Genomic DNA, 16,938 nt, shown 5'->3' with positions numbered 1-16,938 from the left:
AGCTGTAAATACTGCTTTATGATATATAAACCGTGTTGTATAGGAGGCTCGTACATGAACAAGCTCCAAGATATACCCTTTTCCGTGCTTGATCTGGCTCCGATTGCGGAAGGCCGCACGGCGGCGGACTCATTACGAAATCCGCTGGATCTGGCGCAGCATGCCGAGCGATGGGGATACCGCCGCTATTGGCTGGCGGAGCATCATAATATGCCCGGCATCGCCAGCTCGGCCACCTCGGTCGTGATCGGGCATGTAGCGGCCGGGACAAAGAGCATCCGTGTCGGCTCGGGAGGCATTATGCTGCCCAACCATGCCCCGCTGATGATCGCCGAGCAGTTCGGCACGCTGGAATCCCTGTTCCCGGGCCGCATCGATCTCGGCCTGGGCCGCGCGCCCGGTTCGGACCAGCCGGCTTCCCGGGCGATCCGGCGCGGATTCGGCAGCGACGGAAGCGACTTTCCGGAGCAGCTGGCCGAGCTGCGCGCCTATTTCGATCCCGAAGCGGCGGACTCGCGCCCTCCGGGCGTACGGGCCATTCCCGGCGAGGGCCTGAACGTGCCGATCTGGCTGCTCGGTTCCAGCGGCTTCAGCGCAAGGCTTGCCGGCCAGCTCGGTCTGCCCTTCGCCTTTGCCAGCCATTTCGCGCCCGACTATCTGCTGCCCGCGCTTCACCTGTACCGCAGCAGCTTCCAGCCCTCCGGGGTGTTGGACAAGCCGTATGCCATGGTCGGCCTCAGCGCTGTAGCTGCGGACTCGTCCGAGGAAGCCCGGCGGCTCGCGACTTCCTCACAGCAGCAGGCGCTGAGCCTTATCCGAGGCCGTCCCGGCAAGCTGAAGCCTCCGGTTGACAGCATGGAAGAGCTGTGGAGTCCGCAGGAGCGGGCCCTTGTCCTCGGCAGACAGCAGTATGCCGTTGTCGGCGACAAAGCCGCCGTGCTGGAGCGGATGCAGCAGATTCTGGAGGAGACCGAGGCCGACGAATGGATCATCGCCTCGCAAATTTACGATCATGCCGCCCGTCTGCGCTCCTATGAAATTCTCGCCGAGGTCCTTCAGAAGTAAAGACCGGGCAGCGTTATTACCCCGGCTTAGCCGGTCGAGAACGATTCGGATCAAAGCCACATTTCCACTTCGAAGTTCCTCCTGACGGAAATCGCCGGAAATAGGGTTTGCCTTCCGAACATGATAAAATAAAAGGCAGCTATGAAGATGCAGAGGAGATGAAGAGGTTGAAGCACGAGGTTATAGAGCGTTTTATTTCGTATGCCCGTATGGATACGCAATCCGATGAAGGCAGCGAGACCTGTCCTTCGACGCCGGGACAGCTGGTTCTGGCTCGGAAGCTTGCGGAGGAGCTTGCCGAAATTGGCTTGGAGGAAATTACGGTCGATCAGCATGGATATGTGTTCGCCTCGCTTCCGTCCAACAGCGGCAAAGACGTTCCCGTCATCGGCTTTCTCGCCCATTTGGACACCGCTACCGAGATCACGGGCGCAGGCGTTCAGCCGCAGATTGTGGAAGCCTATGAAGGCGGCGATATCGTGCTGAACAAGGCGCTGAACGTCGTACTTTCGCCTGCCCGCTTTCCGGAGCTTGGCGGATATGTCGGGCAGACGCTGATTACGACCGACGGCACCACTCTGCTCGGCGCGGACGACAAGGCCGGAATCGCCGAAATTATGACGGCCATGCATTACTTAAAGCAGCACCCGGAAATCAAGCACGGCAAAATCCGGGTCGCCTTTACGCCGGACGAGGAAATCGGCCGCGGCGCCCACAAATTCGATGTCGAAGCCTTCGGCGCAAAGTACGCGTACACACTGGACGGAGGGCCGCTGGGAGAGCTGGAGTACGAAAGCTTCAACGCGGCAGCGGCGAAGATTGTTTTCCACGGCGTCAACGTCCACCCCGGCACGGCCAAGGGTAAAATGATCAACTCCGCCAAAATCGCCATGGCTTTCCATGAGCGGCTGCCCGCCGGAGAAGCGCCAGAGTTCACGGAAGGCAAGGAAGGCTTCTATCATCTGAATTCGTTCCAGGGGACCGTAGAGATCAGCCGGCTGAACTATATTATCCGCGACTTTGACCGCGGGCGGTTCGAGGAACGCAAGGCGTACATCCAGGCCCTGGCCGACGAATTCAGACAGACGTACGGAGAGCACAGCGTCGTGCTGGAGCTGAAGGACCAATATTACAATATGCGTGAAAAAATCGAGCCCGTCAGCCACATCGTCGATATCGCCCATACGGCCATGACGAATCTCGGCATTACGCCGATTGTCCGTCCGATTCGCGGAGGCACCGACGGTTCGCAGCTGTCCTATATGGGACTGCCGACGCCGAATATTTTTGCCGGCGGGGAGAACTTCCACGGCAAATTCGAATATATCTCGGCGGATACGATGGTCAAAGCGACCGAAGTGATTATCGAAATTGCGCAGTTGTTCGAGCGGCGGGCCTGATCTCCCGAGCAGCTTATCCCTGCTTTATACAAAAGCCTCCGAAGCCTGGCGTGGATTGCCAAGCCCGGAGGCTTCTTTATGCGTAATGGAGGGTTACTCAGACGGTTTCATTTATAATCTTGCCGAACTGAGCGGTCCTTCATCCTCAGCCGGTCGTCCGTCTTTCCAAATAACATTTTCCCCGTAGTTTTTGCCCCAGTCGTACATCATGCGGAGGACGGGCATCAAACTTTGGCCATATTCCGTCAAAGAATATTCCACTCTCGGAGGGACCTCCGCATACACTTTACGCAGAACAAGCTGATCCTCCTCCAACTCCCGGAGCTGGTTCGTCAGCATCTTTTGCGTGATATGGGGAATGAGCTTTTTCAGCTCGCTGAACCGTTTCGTGCCGTCCAGGCCGAGATGCCATAGAATAATTAGCTTCCACTTTCCGCCGATGACGGCTAGAGTCAGCTCTTTTTCACAGTTAATTTCCATAAGATTGATCCGGTCCTTGATCTCCGTTGCCATGCTTGCAGCCTCCTTTTGTTGATATCATACTACAAAAAAGAAACGCATGCCGCCCCGGACAGGACGGCATGCGTTTCCCATAGAAATGGAAGAGCAAGGCATTTCTTTTCAATGAAAATCAGGCGGCAGTCCGCGCCGCTACTCCAGATTGGCATGCTTGCCGAACATTTGGGTCGTCGTTTGCCCCGTTTTATCCATTAGCCGCAATATAACGGCATCATAGAACAGGAGGAGCGTCTGCTCAAACAACGAGGCCATCGGCTGAATCGTCGATCCGCTTCCTGCAGCCTGATCTTTCGGCGCTCCGGGGAGCTTCACCGTATCATCGGCCAGACGTCCAATCGTCGACTCCGGGTTGATCGTAACCACGGCTACGCCCGCGCCCAATGCCTTGGCTTTATTCGCCATCGCAATCAAGCTCTGCGTCTCTCCCGAGCCGGAGCCGAGGATAAGCAAATCTCCCTCGGCGATACCGGGAGTCACCGTTTCCCCGACTACATAAGCGTCCTTGCCCGCATGCATCAGCCGCATGGCGAACGCCCGTCCCATTAGACCGGATCTGCCGGCTCCCGCCAGAAATATCCGCTTTGCCCGAAGAACCCGCTCGGCGAGTTCCTCCGCTTCCCGTACGGGAAGCCGGGAAACGGAACGCTTCAGTTCGTTGATAATTTCCTCTGCGTATTGTACGGTGTTCATCGGCCGCTTAAGACTGACTGACAAGACGCTTCATTTCAGCAGCAACTGCCTTTTTGTCAACTTGTCCGGTAATGCCTCCGCCTACGATGACAAGGTCCGGTTTCGCCTCGATCACTTCAGGCAGCGTGTCCAGCTTGATGCCGCCCGCGATGGCCGTCTTGGCCTGCTTGACCACACTCTTGATCGCTTGCAGATCCTCAAAGGAGTTCTTGCCTTCGGCCTGATGATCGTAGCCGGAATGCACGCAGATGTAGTCGACGCCAAGAGCGTCCACTTCCGCCGCTCTGCCTTTGATGTCCTTGACGTTAATCAGGTCGACGAGAACTTCCTTCCCGCTCTTCTTGGCTTCTTCAACCGCGCCTCTGATCGTGGAGTCGTCGGAAACGCCGAGTACGGTAATAATATCCGCGCCCGCTTCAGAGGCTTTCATCACTTCGTAACCCCCCGCGTCCATAATCTTCAGGTCGGCTAATACCGTAAGCTGCGGAAAAGCGTCCTTGATCGCTTTTACAGCGTGCAGTCCTTCATTAATCACGATCGGAGTTCCAATTTCAACAATATCTATATAGTCGGCAACTTCCGCCACCACTTCTTTCGCTCCAGGGATGTCTACCAAATCAAGCGCCAATTGCAATTTCACGGGGTCATGTCTCCTTCATAGTTATATAATTTATTGCTACGCCTATTGTAGACAGTACATTTCCATTTAGGAAGTAGGCACTTTGCCGTGGTGTAGTCACCTGGAGGATACTATTGTTCCGTGCCGGGATTTTTCAGGAAAATCATAATCTTTGGGTTACACGGGAAAAAGGGGTGATTTTATCCGGAAGCTGTGCTAATATGGTCCTTTGAAAATCCATTGAAAGAACCTGACTTTATACAAAGAGGGTGACATGTATGGCTGCGGAAATCGCCGCCGGGAACAAGCCGGGTACCAACCCCCAACAAAAAATAAGTCTCGTCAAGCTGACTTGGCCGATCTTTCTCGAGCTGTTCCTGTTCATGCTGATGGGCACGGTTGACACGTTCATGATCAGCTCCGTTTCGGACGACGCCGTATCCGGTGTAGGAGCGGCGAACCAAATTATCCAAATCGGCATTCTCGTGCTCAGCGTGGTCGGAAACGGTGCAGCCGTCGTCGTCTCCCAATATCTCGGCTCCAGAAAGCCGCTCGAAGCGGCGGAGGTGACCGCCAATTCCATTACGCTCAGTATGGCTATAGGCGTGCTGATGAGCTTGATTCTGCTGGTATTCGGGGGAAGCCTGCTGTCGCTGCTTCATGTTCAGGGCGACATTCTTGCCTACGGCCGGGCGTATATGCATATTGTCGGCAGCTTTATTTTTTTTCAGGCGCTGATTAATGCCCTTGCGGCCGCAATCCGCACCTATGGCTTCACCGTACAAACGATGCTGCTGTCGCTGCTGATGAACATCCTGCATGTCGTCGGCAACTATATTTTGATCTTCGGCCACTTCGGCTTCCCGGCGCTCGGCGTGCAGGGTGCAGCCATTTCGACCGTTGTCAGCCGCCTGATCTGCGTGTTCCTGTTCTTCCTGCTGATGTACCGGATTATGGAGATCCGTGTAAAGTGGTCTTATTACATTTCTCTTAGCAAAAACTATGTGCTGAAAATACTGAAAATCGGTATCCCTTCCGCTTTCGAATCGATCATTTATCAGGCCTGCCAATTGGTGTTCACGCTGTATATCACTTATTTGGGTGCGGAAGCGATGGCAACCCGCCAATATGCGCTTAACATTTCGACCTATATTTACCTGTTCAGCATGGCGGTGGCAATGGGCACCTCCATTATCGTCGGCCATCTGGTTGGAGGGCGGAATCCGCAGGAGGCATACAAGCGGGTGTTCCAAAGCGTCAAATGGGCGCTGCTCGCCACGGTAATCATTGACGTGCTCGCCATCATGTTCCGCGTTCCGCTCTTCGGGCTGTTCACGGACAACGAGAACATTATTGTTATGGGCGCTCAGGTCATGCTGCTCAGCTTCTTCCTCGAAACGGGGCGGACCACCAACCTGATCATCATCAATGCCCTGCGGGCCTCGGGGGACGCCAAGTTCCCGGTGTACATGGGGCTGATCTCCATGGTATGCATGAGTCTGCCTTTGGCTTATGTGCTCGTCTTCCAGTTTCATCTCGGGCTTGCCGGGGTCTGGCTGGCGAACGCCGCCGACGAATGGACCCGGGCGGTCATTATGTATTTCCGCTGGCGCAGCCGTGCCTGGGAGAAATACGCCCTGGTCGAGCAGGGCCCTGCCGAGGGCGAAGCGAAGTCCGTGCTGACTTGATAACACCCCGATACCCGGCGGTTTCCCCGGCAAGTGCCGCTTCTTCGTTCCCGGCTGAAACAGAAATAAGGCAGACAATCAAACAAGCGGGACCGGGAAAGGATAACTCCTTCCCCGGTCCCGCTCTTTTCATTGCCACAGCTCATGGGAACGGCGACCCCCACCGGGACAAGGCCTGAAGACTCGCCTCCCGGTTAATCCAGATAACCGGCCAATCCTTTATCCATCAGGTAGTCCATCTCCGCATCCAGGATGCGTTCAACCGTCAGCTCGTCCAGCTTAACGTCGCTGCGGCTGAGCACATAATCAACCAGATCGTCGCTGTCGATGTCGACCTCTCCCTTGGCGTTGGCCTTGGCGCTGTTAATAAACGCCTGTTCATGCTTCAGAATGAGCGTAATCGCTTTAGGGTCGGCTTTCGTTTGGCCTGCGATGAATGCGATCATTTCCTGTTCGTTTATGGCTTGATTCATATATGTTCATCCTTCCCGCTTGGACCTGCAAACCCATTGTAGCATAAGCCCCCGGCTTGCATACAGCGAAGCATTAAGGAATTCCGGACGGAAGAGGATGAAACGAACATTGTCTGTAAAGGCAGCGGTTCGGTACCGCCGGTTTCTATTTCTGCCGCAGGCACAGGATCATCACCGTAAGGTACGCGATATTTACCAGCAAAAACAGCATTAGCGTTTGATTAGACATATCCTCCAATAGAATCCACATTTCCTCACCTTTCGTAAATACCATAATTTTCTTTCTTGTGGAAAATTATACCTCTATAATTAGGAGGGAACAAAGCTTTTTTTTGCAAAAATACGTGGAAAAACCAGGTCTTCCCATTACGCATGAGAAACTCATGGGCATCTTGGAGTTCCGGCATGGATGGCTTAAGACGTAAATTGCGTCTCCTTTTTTGATTGCTTATAATACTAGATAAGCTGCGTCTCCTATACTGTCCCTTGTCCTTAATGGGAGCTTTTCAGTATCAAGAAGAGACGCTTTTTGGTGAAAGGGCGTGAATGCCGTGCCTCATGACGAGCAGGATAAGAACCGGATCAGACCGAAGCTCAAGGTCATTTCGTTCAACGGGGACGAGAGCAGCCTTGTCGAAACAGAGAAATCGCAAGTCACCTTTCAGGATGTCGGCGGGATGGAAGAATTGAAGAAAAAAATCCGCCTGAACTTTATTCTGCCGCTTCAGCAGCCGGAAATGTTCCAGGCCTTCGGGAAGTCGGCTGGAGGCAGTCTGCTGCTGTACGGCCCTCCGGGCTGCGGCAAGACGTTTCTCGCCCGGGCGATTGCCGGAGAGATCAACGCCAACTTCCTGCATGTCGAGCTGCAGGCTATTCTCTCCATGTACATCGGGGAAAGCGAGCATAATCTACATGATTTCTTTGAAAAAGCGCGCCAGGAAAAGCCCTGCGTCATGTTCATCGACGAGCTCGACGCGCTTGGCGGAAGCCGCCACCACATGCAGCAGCATCATAACCGCATGCTGGTCAATCAGCTGCTGATCGAACTGGATGGCCTGCAGTCCTTCAACCATGAGGTGCTCGTCGTCGGCGCGACGAATACCCCCTGGTACCTCGATTCGGCGCTGCGGCGGCCGGGGCGGTTCAACCATCTGTTCTTTGTGCCGCCGCCCGAACCGGCGGAAAGAGAGCTAATCCTCGGCCTGAAGCTTCAAGGCAAGCCGCAGGACGGGCTGCACCTGAAACGCTGGGCCGAGATGACGACGCATTTCTCGGGCGCTGATCTGGAGCAAATCGTAAGGGATGCGGTGGAGCGGGCCATCGAGCGTTCTCTCGAGAGCGGCAGCATCCAGCCGATCACGGACAAAGATATGAAGGCGAGCATCGAGGGACGCAAGCCGACGACGCTGGATTGGTTCTCCACAGCCAAGAACTACGCTACCTTCAGCGATATCAACAAAGATTACGAGCAGGTGCTTGAATACGTGAAGACCCACCGAATCAAATGAACAGGCGGTGATGCCCGTGAGCTTGCGTGGCCCTGATGCCTTCCACTATGAGCGGGCGTTTCAGCTGATGAACTGGCGGCGCTTTGCGGAGGCGATAGAGGAAACCGAGAAGTGGATACTGGAAGATCCGGAGAATGCCGATGCGTACGGAATGCTGGCGCAAATTCATATGAAAGCCGGCAGTTATGACCATGCGATGCATTGGTCGGCCGAGGCGCTAAGATGCGATCCGGAGAACGCGCTTGCCTGGTTCGTGCGGGCCGTGTCGCTGTACTCGCAGGGCAATGAGGCGCTGTTTCTGGAAGCGGCGGCGGAAGGGCAGCGGATTGATCCGCTGGAAAGCTATTATCCTTTTCTCAAATTCAATATTTATCATAAAAAAGGGGATTTCCAAGCAGCCCGGGAGGAAATGGACCGGGCGCTCCGGCTTGCGCCGGACCGCTCCCTGTTCCTCGCGGCGGACAGCTATCTGCGGGCCAACTCGCGGGATTTCGAAGGCTCGCTCTCTTCGGAGAGCATGGCGCTGTTTCACGATCCCGAGGACGACCAGACCTATCTGTACCTCGCCTGGGCGGCGGACAGACGGGGCGATTACGGCAAAGAGATCGAGTTCATGAAGAACGCCATCCGGATCGACCCCACGGACGAGCAAATCCGCAGCGAGTATTTGAACAGCCTGCAAAAGAAATACTGGTTCTATCGCGTGCTGCTCCTGCCGTTTATAGCGAAGAAGCGGCTTGGCAAGTGGCAGTTTTTTCTCGTCTGGGTGGTGCTCTGGATCGTATTCCGCCCCTTCGTGCTGCTGTTTCTCCTTCTGTACGTACTGGCGTACTGGCTGAGCAAGCTGCTCGTCCGGGTGCAGGTGTTCGGCTGGAGATCGCTGTTTCGCAAAATATAAATAAAGATGAACAATACGAGAAAAAGGACCCATTGCAGAAGGCCGAAGCCCGCCGCGATGGGTCCTTTTTGGCGATACGATACGTTGCGTTATTTCTTGTAGTTCAGACGCTGATTGAAGCGGTCGATACGTCCGCCCGTGTCGATATTCTTCTGTCTGCCCGTATAGAAAGGATGGGAAGCCGAGCTGGAATCGACCCGGATGACCGGGTACGTATTGCCGTCCTCCCACTCCATCGTCTCTCCCGAAGACTTGGTGGAAGCGCTCAGGAATTTAAAATCTGCGCTGGCATCATAGAAAATGACTGGCTGGTATTTCGGATGAATGCCTTCTCTCATCGTTAATCCCTCTTTCTGAATAAAATAGACATCTTGTATTAACTTACCCTACTTTCGGGTAAAGCTTTCACCACAATGAACATTTTATTCAAAAAGCTTCCGTCAAAGTCAGCTCCATATACAGCAGCTCATGTGTGGGGACAAGACCGGCCCGCTCCAATGAAGCTGTAAAGAAGCCGCCTGTGGCCGGAATATGAACGGCTCTTACTCCTACGCCTTCCGGGATGCCGGAGAGCAGCCGGGATAACAGCGTATCCGCGATTGCCTCCGCGTCCAAGCGGCCGCCAATAACGCTGCCTGGATAAATCAGCAGCGCGGACAGCTCACCGGTCCCGGAATAAATCCGCCGGAACGGAAGATACCCGGCAGCTTGGCCTTCCTGCCCGGCAATCAGGCAGCGGCCGCCCTTCAGGCTCAGCCAGTGGGTCTGCCACGGCCTGCGGTGGCGATAGAAGGGAAGGGCCGCCGCCTTAGCCACATCGGCCTCCTGAACCTCAATCGCGGGGGCCGCTTCAAGAACAGCGTTCCCTGGCGGCTGAGTTCCGGCGGGCCGCTCGTAAAACCGCGTCATGCCTTTGTTCACATAGCCGCACCGCTCATATAGCGCAATGGCCGGGGTGTTCTGCACGAACACCTCCAGAGTCGCCAGATCGACGCCTTCCTCCCGGTAGCGCCGGATACTCTCCTCCAGCAACAGCCGGCCGCCCCCCTTGCCCCGGTAAAAAGGGGCAACGGCGGTGCCGCCGTTCCAGGCCACCTTGCATCCGTTAACCATACGTATGCCGTTCAGCGTGAGGCCCGCCGGCCGCTCACCGTCAAAGAGCACGATGGACTGGTCCGGCAGCAGATCCTCATTGTACATCCGGGCGATAAATGCCGGTTCTTTCATGAATAAATCGACATAATAGTCCTCAAATCCCGTATTCCATGCTTCCAGCGCCGTCTTAAGCGGTAACTCGTTCAGCGGTTTGATACTGGCCATAACGCTCCTTTCCACAGCAGGATTACCTATCCGGTTATCCCATTTTGCCCGCGATCTTCCGGTAGGTTGTCTCATCGGAGACGATATACAGCCTTGCTTCCGCAGGGATAGGATCATCCAGCCTGCGGTTGATGCCCAGATCGTGGCGGTCGGCGATCAGGGTGGCGCCTTGGCGCAGCAGGCCCTGGAAAGCATCCCCGTAGGTCTTCCATGACCGGTCGACCGGTACCTCGTAAATATCGTCGCCGTGGGAGCGGCTGATAAGCTGCGTAATGACTTCCGGATTTCCCTCCTGCAGCGCGGCTCTTACCGCCAGCCGGGAAACGGCGTCATGCGACAGGACGAAGTCGTTGACCCGGACATGCCGGAAGTTCTGCACGTTCTTCTCCTGCATGATTTCCACTGTTGTATGTACATCCGGCGCGATCCGCTCGATGCTTGAGGCGATCAGCAGCGATTTGCCGTCCACCAGTGCGGCCTCGTCGATCCGTATATCGCCGAAGATAATGGCCGCCCTCGCTTTGGCGAGACCTGCCTTCACCAGAATATCGTCGGAGGAAGGGTCCCCGCTGATGAAATGAACCTGTTTCATCTGCTCCAGCGGATGCTGACCCGATTCGTCGATAATGATGATCTGACAGTCCGGCGTATAGCTGAGGATTTCACCCACCGCCGCCTGCGCCTTTTTGCTCCAGTTGATGAGAATAACATGATTCTCTCCGAAAAATGGCAACTTTCCCGCCCTCCTCTGCCTTCCGATTTCGGCAATGGCATCGATAATCTTTCCGATGACCAAGCTAAGCAGCCCGATGCCGAAAATGTATAGAAAAATCGTAAATATTTTGCCGATGACGGTCTTCGCAAAAAAATCGCCGTATCCGACCGTCGCCATGGTCGTCATGACCCAGTAGAACGAGTTGAACCAGCTGCCGAACGTATCCGGCTCAAGGATGTAGGCGACCGTCGCACTGAGCGTGACAAACAGGAGAATACTCAGACCGATCGTTCTTTTCTTGATATGGTTCATCATGGCCGACAGCTTTAACAAAAAGTGAATGGCAGTCACCCCCCTCGGATGTCCCGCAAAGGCCCGCAAAGCCGCCCGCCGCTTCGAGGACAGCCCTGCGGGCCTTCGAGATAGTTAAATGATCAGACTGCTGACCGCAAACGCCGTTCCGACAAAGACAAAGCACAGCAGCGTCCCCACCGCGACATTGCCCTGCTTAAGATGGTCGGAGATTTTAAAGCCGATCGTGACCAGCTCGAAAATCCAGTACGCCGCCACCAGACAGACATAGCCGACAGCGAACCAGAGCGCCATAAACCAGATCGAGGAATTCGTATAGGCCGCCACACCGAGAATAATCGCCGTCGCCAGAAATTTCCCGCCGAGCGCCAGACCTACGGCGACATTGCCGTTCTTCAGCTCCTCCATATCCTTGAACGGAGTCATCCAGCTGAAGATCAGCATGCCCAGCAATTGAAGCACGATAATGAAAATTACACTAACCAGAATATTGATAACGACCGTCAATTCGCCCACCCCCGAAATTTTGCATAAGCCAAATCGTAATCCGCAAAATCATGAACCTCTTCCAGCACGACCTGCACCGTCTTCTTCTTCTCCATCGCGGTGTAGCGCTTATCGTCGATCGGCTGCTTGATCCGGTTCCCCGAAGGCAGCTCCACTACGGCAAAGTTTCTTGTCTTGTCCTTATACTTCGTCTTGTACACACCGATCAGATCGACGTCCGTCGTCACCGAAATCTTCAGGTTCTTCAGGTCCTCTGTGGCCGATTTCAAATCCTTGTAGGATTTGATCGTGGACCAGGAAGACAGGCGGACCTGGTTCTTCTGATCGGCATCCGTCGTGATTTCGGCGTCCATGTACTGAAGCGTATAGATTTTGTCCCCTGTCGCATAATTGCCGTCATTGGGAAGCATCTCGTTGTTCGGCAGGATGGTCATATCGCTGCCGATCAGGTCACCGACCGTACCCTCGACAACCCGGTAATCCCACGGCACCCGCGCCACATCGCTGGTTGATGTCGCACCGGAATCCGTGGAGAATACGCTGTCCGGATTATCGGAGCAGCCGGCCAGAGCCAGCACCGCCGCGATAATCAGCAGCAGGACGGCCGAGCGAAGTGCCCGCTTTCCCCCAAGCCCGCGGCGGCGTGCTCCCGGCTTCTTATAATAGTTCTCGCGCAATTTATCTCACTCCCATGGCAATAAAATGGCTTGTATTTCCGGTAATGGGGCCTCCGCCCCGCCCCAGCAATCCGCAGGGCCTGCCGTTGATCATGAACATCCCCGTAAGCAGGTGAAGCTCGCCCGCAGAGGTTTGAATCTTCGAGAGCCCCGCTCTCTTCTGATATACGGAAGGAAACAGCACGCTGCTGTCAAAGCCGTCCTCATCTTCAAGCTCCAGGCTTCCGGATTCGTCATAGAGACGCACAGAACCGCCTTCGCGGCCGAACATCGATTTGGACACGAAGTTTCCGGAGAACACAGGCTTGTTGTACGTGGGCAGAACATATTTGGCGATGGTCTCCCGCTCTTCACCGCTGAACAAAAAGCCCAGCTCATACATGCCCCAGACCGCTGCGATCAGCCCTTTGGACTGGAGCAAAATGCTGTGCGGCGGGTTGAACAGCGCGAGCCGGCCGGTCTCCACCGCATAGGCCAAGGCCTCGCCGCCCTCATCCACCGCCATCCACTCTTTCGGGTACAGGGCAAACATCCGGTCCACGACGCGCCCCTGTTCGTCTTTCACCGTTCCTTCGTCAATCGTAAGCTCAAGGCAGTCGACGCACCTGATATCCAGACCGCTGTGCCTTGCCAGCGCTTCGATCGTCCCGGAATCCTCGAGATGGCTTCCGTAGTTCACGCAGGCCGCTGTGTCCGGCCGCTCCTCGCCCCAAGCCGCAGCGACAAGCTCCGGCATGCTGCCGTTAACCGTCGGAATGCCGGCTTGCTCGCATACCCATGGCGTCGCAATGGACGCCTCCACGTAACCGGTCGGCGTATCCGCGTTCAGCTCCAGCAGCTTGATGCTGCCGCCCTCGTCGACGGCGAAGTCAAACCGCGCATACCGGCTGATGAGCCCGGGCGGAGCAAGCGGCGCGGCGTCCAGCATCTCCCACAGGACTTCCGGGATGGCGAGCAGGTCGTAGAGATCGTGCCTGCGGTGGATATAGCGCGCCGCCTTGTCAAGAATGGCCCAAAGCCGGGATGAAGCCTCCTCAAGCTCCCGGTAGATGTCCACTCTCATGACGGCGACTCCGTCCAGCCAATATTCTTCGTCCTCCAGGTCGGCCCAGGCAAAGCCCAGCCGCCCCAGTTCCTCCACCCTGGAGGCCCTGTCTTCGCCGGAATGCTCCTGCCACTGAAATACGGGCTCCGTCATCCGCCGAACCCGCTGCCCTTGCCCGAACTGGACCGTGAGCTTGAGCCGAGGCTCGATTTGGAACTGGATTTCGAGCTGGACGACGAACTGGACGAGCTCAGGCCGCTCGACTTGCCGCCGATACCGCCCGCCTTGGAAGACGTCGACCGTCTCGTAATGGTGCCCGTCGTGGAGGTTGAGGTCTTCGGCTTCACTACGGAGCCGGTCACCGGCTTGTTCTGAAACTTCGTGTTGTCATAAGTACGCGGTTTATAGACCGTCCGTGTACCTCCATAATAGGTTGGACGGTGATCATACCATCTGCTCGGCGAATAGCTGGAGCCGCCGCCGAACAGCATGTGGTACAGCAGCAGATCATCCCAGCCAAAGCCGGAGTTATACCCGCCGTAGTTGTTAATGATCGTCGTCCCGTTCGATGTGGCGACGCCCGGAGCCTGGGTCGGCTGGGCTGTATCTTTCCCCGTCTCCTCCGGATACGGGATGTTCCAGTCCACATTTTTGTCGAAATAGGCTTTAACCTCTTCCGTAGACCAGGACACCAGCGTCGGCTCGTCCGCAGATGAGCTGCCGCTTGCGACCGAGGCGCCCGGAACAAACAGCGCATTGGCCAGCAGGGCGATACCCAGCGAGGTCGACAGCACGCGGACTGGTTTGCCGCTTAAGTCAAACCCTTTTTCCCCCAGCGATTCATTTCCTGTTTCTTTTTCTCTACCCAAAGCGGGTGCCTCCCTTAATAAGAATCTTCTGCCTATTCGGTGCGCATCGGAACGAGCAGCAGTTCAAGCTTGCCCTCATCCACATTCAGCCTGCCCTCCACCGTTTCGAATTCGCGGCCGCCGACCACCAAATAGTTGACATGCTCCAGCGCGGCGATCATATTCGAGCTCCATACGCGTTCTTCGATCGCATTCAATTCGCCGTCCGGCATTTTTTCATATAAAATAACGCTCATCCCATTGTCCAAGAGAATTTCCTTCCCTTCATCATTCGATTGTACCTTTAATACGGGAAATGCCGGCCTAATGTTTCATTTGGGAACTGCCGGGAGAATGTAAAACCTTCCCACAACAGAATAAAGCGTCCGGCCCTTCAGAGGCAATCTTTTTTCTTTGGCAGAAACGGCAAATACCATAAATAGCGGAACTCTTGACCAAGGTAAAGTTGAAGAATGATGCGGATTCGGCATATCATACGGTTACCGGATATTATTTTTCAGGGGGACATGCTTTTGGAAACATTGAATGTTATAGCCATCATCGGAGGAACAGGCAGAGCGGGCCGTTACCTTGCGCAAAAAGCGCTGGAAAGCGGGTATAGTGTTCGTATGCTTGCCAGAAATCCGGATAAAGCAACCATTAAAGACGACAGATTGCAGGTAATTGCCGGAGATGCCCGAAACGAACAAGACATTCGTTCTCTGCTGGAAGGCTGCCATGCCGTTATTAATACCTTTGGGCAGCCCGTAAAAGATACACCGCTGTACAGCAGCGTAACCCATACTGTTCTCACGGTCATGCAGGAGTATGGAATTACAAGGTATATTGGCGTTGCAGGCGGGTCACTCAACGTTCAGGGCGACAAGAAGTCATTTTTAAACCGAATAGCGTCCACCCTGTTCTCCATTCTGCTTAGCAAGATGATCGCAGACAGAAAAAAAGAACTGGATCTGCTTATGAAGAGCGATATCCAATGGACCCTCGTGCGTCTGCCATTTGTAGTCGAGGGTTTGGAAACGAGCCATATCAAGGAAAATTTAAGGGATATCCCGGGAAGAAACATTACGAATTCCGACATAGCGAAATTCCTCGTCGGTCAGGTTAATGAAATGAAATATGTAAAAAGAACGCCTTGTATCTCAAATTGACGCAAAAGGAACCCCGCCTTGAACTGGCGAGGTTCCCTGATTGGCTAAGCCGTTTCAGCCGACAACCCGGTTAAAGAACCGGTGCTCGGGTGGGCGGGCAAACATTTAGGTTATTTTTGAGCAATGGGAACATCCAGATCCAGTTTATTCGGGCGACAAGCTGTACGTCACCGTTCTGCTCTTGTCGTCCGCAAGCGAACGGTACGTCAGCGTCAGATGATTCCCTGAGCGCTTGGTCAGAATGAGCATTCGGGCTAAAACGTAAGGGTCACGGCCGTCGGACTTCTCCCAGTCCTTCCAATCTTCCGGCGTTGCCACTTCCTTGTTCAGATTAACGGCGGCATCCGTGCCGGTATGGATCAAATACAAGTGGGACGTATCGACGAAGCGGATGATTAGTGTGTCGGGAGCGGCATATTCGACGGTGAACGCGCCGCTCTGTCCGGTAAGCGCCTCTATGTCGTACAGCTTGCCGAGACTCCCATCGCCGTTAATATACTGCACGCTGTCGCCACCACTCATGTACAGCTGCGTGGACGCGACCTTCGGATTTTCCGAATAAGCCGGAGCCATGAGATGAAAGTCCATCTGCTTGACGATTTTGCCGTCCCGGATCAGCGCCTGGTATACATTGCTGAAATTATTGAACATGGCGTAGTGGTTGTCGCTTAATACAAGCAGATGCGTGCCCCCAGCCACCGTCTTAATCTCCAAGTTATGCATATACGGCGATTCAATCAGAGGCAGCTTGCCCAGAAGAGCCGGCTTGCCCGAGGCCGAGCGGGAGGCGTAGACTTCGCCTGTATGCTGTGATACCCAATACGTCATGTCCGGAACGGCTGCAGTGGTAAACCGGGTCTCATCGCTGATGCTCAGACTGCCGCTGCCCGGTTCACGCGCAATTTTGCCCCCAAGCGCGCCTGTTCCGCTTACAAGCGGGATTTGGACAGTGCCTGCCGCAATGCGGACCGGCTTCGCGAGCTGAAATGCGGTTCCGTTCACCCTGGCAGCTTTGGAGCCGGCCGTTACCGCAATCTGCCGCCCGGGACGTGTCAGAACGGCCGTTTTGGATGCCTGATTCCATACAACCGAATATCCCATTCCGATCGCCAAGGTTTTGAGGGGCACCCATGTTGTTCCCGCCGAAACGGTTGCCTTGCTTGCAAGATCCAAATTCTTATAATTCAGCAAAATCGGGGAAACCTCCGCTCCAAACGCCGTACTTGCGCCCCAGCCGAGCGCCGCCGCCAGAACAACGGCTGCCAGTCTGCTAGTTCTCATTTTTACCAGCCTCCTCTTCGTGTCTTTTCCTTAATATTTGGACGAAATTACCTGGAAAAAGTTTCATGATCTCTCTTTCAGCTGCGCTTTCGGAGGACCGCGCGTTTCAGCTCCGCCATATTTCCCACACCCACCGATTGCATAATCCGGGGAATCAGCAGCAAATGGATATTTATACGATTTGAATAATACGACAAAAAAACG

General features: G+C 55.0%; 19 protein-coding genes. 6 read left to right on the top strand and 13 right to left on the bottom strand.

Annotated elements, in window-relative coordinates; genetic code table 11:
• The first annotated feature begins 54 nt into the window (after nucleotides 1–54).
• Nucleotides 55–1,065, top strand: a complete 1,011-nt coding sequence (locus EH198_RS20115; RefSeq protein WP_124697314.1) for an LLM class flavin-dependent oxidoreductase — start codon at nucleotides 55–57, stop codon at nucleotides 1,063–1,065.
• Nucleotides 1,066–1,232: 167 nt separating this feature from the next.
• Entirely contained in the window at nucleotides 1,233–2,465 is a 1,233-nt protein-coding gene (gene pepT, locus EH198_RS20110) for a peptidase T (protein ID WP_124697313.1), read from the top strand.
• A gap of 111 nt (nucleotides 2,466–2,576) precedes the next feature.
• On the opposite strand, the gene EH198_RS20105 is transcribed toward pepT, so the two are convergent.
• The 3 genes from EH198_RS20105 to hxlA all read right to left on the bottom strand — a co-directional run bounded on the left by EH198_RS20105 (nucleotide 2,577) and on the right by hxlA (nucleotide 4,314).
• Nucleotides 2,577–2,978 carry a winged helix-turn-helix transcriptional regulator gene (locus tag EH198_RS20105; RefSeq protein WP_124697312.1) on the bottom strand — a complete coding sequence of 134 codons (402 nt, stop codon included), beginning with the start codon at nucleotides 2,976–2,978 and terminating at the stop codon, nucleotides 2,577–2,579.
• A gap of 138 nt (nucleotides 2,979–3,116) precedes the next feature.
• Entirely contained in the window at nucleotides 3,117–3,674 is a 558-nt protein-coding gene (hxlB, locus tag EH198_RS20100) for a 6-phospho-3-hexuloisomerase (RefSeq protein ID WP_124697311.1), read from the bottom strand.
• Nucleotides 3,675–3,681: 7 nt separating this feature from the next.
• Nucleotides 3,682–4,314 (bottom strand): 3-hexulose-6-phosphate synthase, encoded by a 633-nt coding sequence (gene hxlA / locus EH198_RS20095; protein ID WP_124697310.1) that lies wholly within the window; start codon nucleotides 4,312–4,314, stop codon nucleotides 3,682–3,684.
• 257 nt (nucleotides 4,315–4,571) lie between these two features.
• Between hxlA and EH198_RS20090 the strand changes: the two genes are divergently transcribed.
• Nucleotides 4,572–5,981 carry an MATE family efflux transporter gene (locus tag EH198_RS20090; protein WP_124697309.1) on the top strand — a complete coding sequence of 470 codons (1,410 nt, stop codon included), beginning with the start codon at nucleotides 4,572–4,574 and terminating at the stop codon, nucleotides 5,979–5,981.
• Nucleotides 5,982–6,175: 194 nt separating this feature from the next.
• Here EH198_RS20090 and EH198_RS20085 read toward each other — a convergent pair whose 3' ends face one another.
• Nucleotides 6,176–6,454 carry a hypothetical protein gene (locus EH198_RS20085; RefSeq protein ID WP_124697308.1) on the bottom strand — a complete coding sequence of 93 codons (279 nt, stop codon included), beginning with the start codon at nucleotides 6,452–6,454 and terminating at the stop codon, nucleotides 6,176–6,178.
• A 551-nt stretch (nucleotides 6,455–7,005) separates the two neighbouring features.
• Here EH198_RS20085 and EH198_RS20080 point away from each other — a divergent pair.
• Nucleotides 7,006–7,962 (top strand): ATP-binding protein, encoded by a 957-nt coding sequence (locus tag EH198_RS20080; protein WP_124697347.1) that lies wholly within the window; start codon nucleotides 7,006–7,008, stop codon nucleotides 7,960–7,962.
• Nucleotides 7,963–7,978: 16 nt separating this feature from the next.
• Nucleotides 7,979–8,860, top strand: coding sequence for a tetratricopeptide repeat protein (locus tag EH198_RS20075; protein ID WP_185702988.1), 882 nt, complete (start codon nucleotides 7,979–7,981; stop codon nucleotides 8,858–8,860).
• An 89-nt stretch (nucleotides 8,861–8,949) separates the two neighbouring features.
• Here the strand turns inward: EH198_RS20075 and EH198_RS20070 are convergent, their stop codons facing one another.
• The 8 genes from EH198_RS20070 to EH198_RS20035 form a co-directional block, all read right to left on the bottom strand.
• Complete coding sequence (locus EH198_RS20070; RefSeq protein ID WP_124697306.1) at nucleotides 8,950–9,198, bottom strand: type B 50S ribosomal protein L31; 249 nt, start codon at nucleotides 9,196–9,198, stop codon at nucleotides 8,950–8,952.
• An 88-nt stretch (nucleotides 9,199–9,286) separates the two neighbouring features.
• On the bottom strand, nucleotides 9,287–10,180 hold the full coding sequence (locus EH198_RS20065) for a GNAT family N-acetyltransferase (protein ID WP_185702987.1): 894 nt from the start codon (nucleotides 10,178–10,180) through the stop codon (nucleotides 9,287–9,289).
• A 34-nt stretch (nucleotides 10,181–10,214) separates the two neighbouring features.
• Nucleotides 10,215–11,246 carry a potassium channel family protein gene (locus tag EH198_RS20060; RefSeq protein ID WP_342772044.1) on the bottom strand — a complete coding sequence of 344 codons (1,032 nt, stop codon included), beginning with the start codon at nucleotides 11,244–11,246 and terminating at the stop codon, nucleotides 10,215–10,217.
• Nucleotides 11,247–11,321: 75 nt separating this feature from the next.
• Nucleotides 11,322–11,714 carry a DUF350 domain-containing protein gene (locus EH198_RS20055; RefSeq protein WP_124697304.1) on the bottom strand — a complete coding sequence of 131 codons (393 nt, stop codon included), beginning with the start codon at nucleotides 11,712–11,714 and terminating at the stop codon, nucleotides 11,322–11,324.
• Nucleotides 11,711–12,391 carry a signal peptide protein gene (locus EH198_RS20050; protein WP_379311064.1) on the bottom strand — a complete coding sequence of 227 codons (681 nt, stop codon included), beginning with the start codon at nucleotides 12,389–12,391 and terminating at the stop codon, nucleotides 11,711–11,713. Before EH198_RS20050 ends, EH198_RS20055 begins: the two co-directional genes overlap by 4 nt.
• Nucleotide 12,392: 1 nt before the next feature.
• Nucleotides 12,393–13,589, bottom strand: coding sequence for a glutathionylspermidine synthase family protein (locus EH198_RS20045; RefSeq protein ID WP_124697303.1), 1,197 nt, complete (start codon nucleotides 13,587–13,589; stop codon nucleotides 12,393–12,395).
• Nucleotides 13,586–14,305 (bottom strand): hypothetical protein, encoded by a 720-nt coding sequence (locus EH198_RS20040; protein ID WP_185702986.1) that lies wholly within the window; start codon nucleotides 14,303–14,305, stop codon nucleotides 13,586–13,588. Before EH198_RS20040 ends, EH198_RS20045 begins: the two co-directional genes overlap by 4 nt.
• 32 nt (nucleotides 14,306–14,337) lie before the next feature.
• Nucleotides 14,338–14,541 (bottom strand): hypothetical protein, encoded by a 204-nt coding sequence (locus EH198_RS20035; RefSeq protein ID WP_246014473.1) that lies wholly within the window; start codon nucleotides 14,539–14,541, stop codon nucleotides 14,338–14,340.
• A gap of 276 nt (nucleotides 14,542–14,817) precedes the next feature.
• On the opposite strand from EH198_RS20035, the gene EH198_RS20030 reads away from it, so the two are divergent.
• Nucleotides 14,818–15,453, top strand: coding sequence for an NAD(P)-dependent oxidoreductase (locus tag EH198_RS20030; RefSeq protein WP_246014471.1), 636 nt, complete (start codon nucleotides 14,818–14,820; stop codon nucleotides 15,451–15,453).
• A gap of 144 nt (nucleotides 15,454–15,597) precedes the next feature.
• On the opposite strand, the gene EH198_RS20025 is transcribed toward EH198_RS20030, so the two are convergent.
• Nucleotides 15,598–16,734 carry a copper amine oxidase N-terminal domain-containing protein gene (locus EH198_RS20025; RefSeq protein ID WP_124697300.1) on the bottom strand — a complete coding sequence of 379 codons (1,137 nt, stop codon included), beginning with the start codon at nucleotides 16,732–16,734 and terminating at the stop codon, nucleotides 15,598–15,600.
• Nucleotides 16,735–16,938: the final 204 nt, after the last annotated feature.

The sequence above is a fragment of the Paenibacillus rhizophilus genome (assembly GCF_003854965.1).
Taxonomy (GTDB): Bacteria; Bacillota; Bacilli; order Paenibacillales; family Paenibacillaceae; genus Paenibacillus_AQ; species Paenibacillus_AQ rhizophilus.
The sequence above is the reverse complement of the archived record's forward strand: the minus strand, read 5'-3'. Positions and strand labels throughout refer to the sequence as shown.